Raw genomic sequence first — 1,063 nt, 5'->3', positions numbered from 1 at the left:
CGGCGACATCGAGGGTCGCGGTATAGTGCAGCGGGTCGATGACCTCGAACGGGTCCTCGGCGTCGCCGCGGCTGCCCCAGAGATGGATGCCGAAGAGTGAGAAGGCGCCTGCCGGCGCGGCGGTAGCCGCCAGCGTCCCCGCGAGCAGACCCGTCAGGATGCGGCAACGCGCCGTGCTCGCCATGGTGCAGCCTGCCCAGAAGACATTTATCGTTAACCGAATGCTAGAGGATTCCGCTCCCGGCACAAGCGCGCCGCCGGCTCCGGGATGTCGATTTCCGCCGAATCGTGCGCTTCGGCAACGCATTGCAGGCGGTTTCTCGCCCGCCGGCCGGCGGATTTTGCTACTGGACGCGGTTGCGGCCGATCGCTTAGGTCGGCGCATGGACGTCCGGGCCACAGCCATTCCCGAGGTGAAGCTCCTCTCGCCGCGCCGCTTCGGCGACCATCGCGGCTATTTCTGCGAGACCTGGAGCGCGCCGCGCATGGCCGCCGCCGGCCTCGACGTCGCCTTCGTGCAGGACAACGAGAGCCTCTCGGCGCAGGTCGGCACGCTGCGCGGCCTGCACTTCCAGGCGCCGCCCTTCGCCCAGGCCAAGCTGGTGCGGGTGGCGAGGGGGGCGATCCGCGACGTGGCGGTGGACGTGCGGCGCGGCTCTCCCACCTTCGGGCGCTGGGTGGCCGAGGAGCTTTCGGCCGCGAGCGCGGCGCAGCTCCTGGTGCCGCGCGGCTTCCTGCACGGGTTCGTCACCCTGGTTCCGGACACGCTCGTCCTCTACAAGGTCGACAATCCCTATGACGCGGCGAGCGACGGCGGCGTCGCCTGGAACGATCCCGATCTCGGCGTGGACTGGGGATGGCCCGCGGATGCGGTGGTGCTGTCGGACAAGGACCGCGCGCAGCCCGCGTTTCGCGCCTGGGAGTCGCCGTTCGAGTACGGAGTGGATGCATGATACGCAGATGCCTCGGGCGCAGGCCGCACCCTGTACGAACAACCGTCCAGGCCGAGGAGGGCAGCGCCCGACCCGGCGGGCGAGAAGCGCCCGCCTGGGGGCGGGGCGGG

2 protein-coding genes are annotated in these 1,063 nt (G+C 70.6%); one reads left to right on the top strand and one right to left on the bottom strand.

Annotation, left to right across the window (positions count from 1 at the left end):
• The coding region (locus Q0112_RS15040) for a hypothetical protein (protein WP_297976673.1) at positions 1–184 on the bottom strand (184 nt) is incomplete at its 3' end.
• 199 nt (positions 185–383) lie between these two features.
• Here Q0112_RS15040 and rfbC point away from each other — a divergent pair.
• The gene (rfbC, locus tag Q0112_RS15035; protein WP_297976671.1) at positions 384–953 is read left to right on the top strand and encodes a dTDP-4-dehydrorhamnose 3,5-epimerase; all 570 of its coding nucleotides are present in this window, start codon (positions 384–386) and stop codon (positions 951–953) included.
• The last annotated feature ends 110 nt before the right edge of the window (positions 954–1,063 follow it).

The organism is uncultured Amaricoccus sp., from assembly GCF_937858865.1.
Lineage (GTDB): Bacteria > Pseudomonadota > Alphaproteobacteria > Rhodobacterales > Rhodobacteraceae > Amaricoccus.
The sequence above is the reverse complement of the archived record's forward strand: the minus strand, read 5'-3'. Positions and strand labels throughout refer to the sequence as shown.

What these genes read in the sequence shown, in the direction of transcription:
- rfbC (WP_297976671.1), top strand. Translation starts at nt 384, where the DNA reads ATGGACGTCCGGGCCACAGCCATTCCCGAGGTGAAGCTCCTCTCGCCG.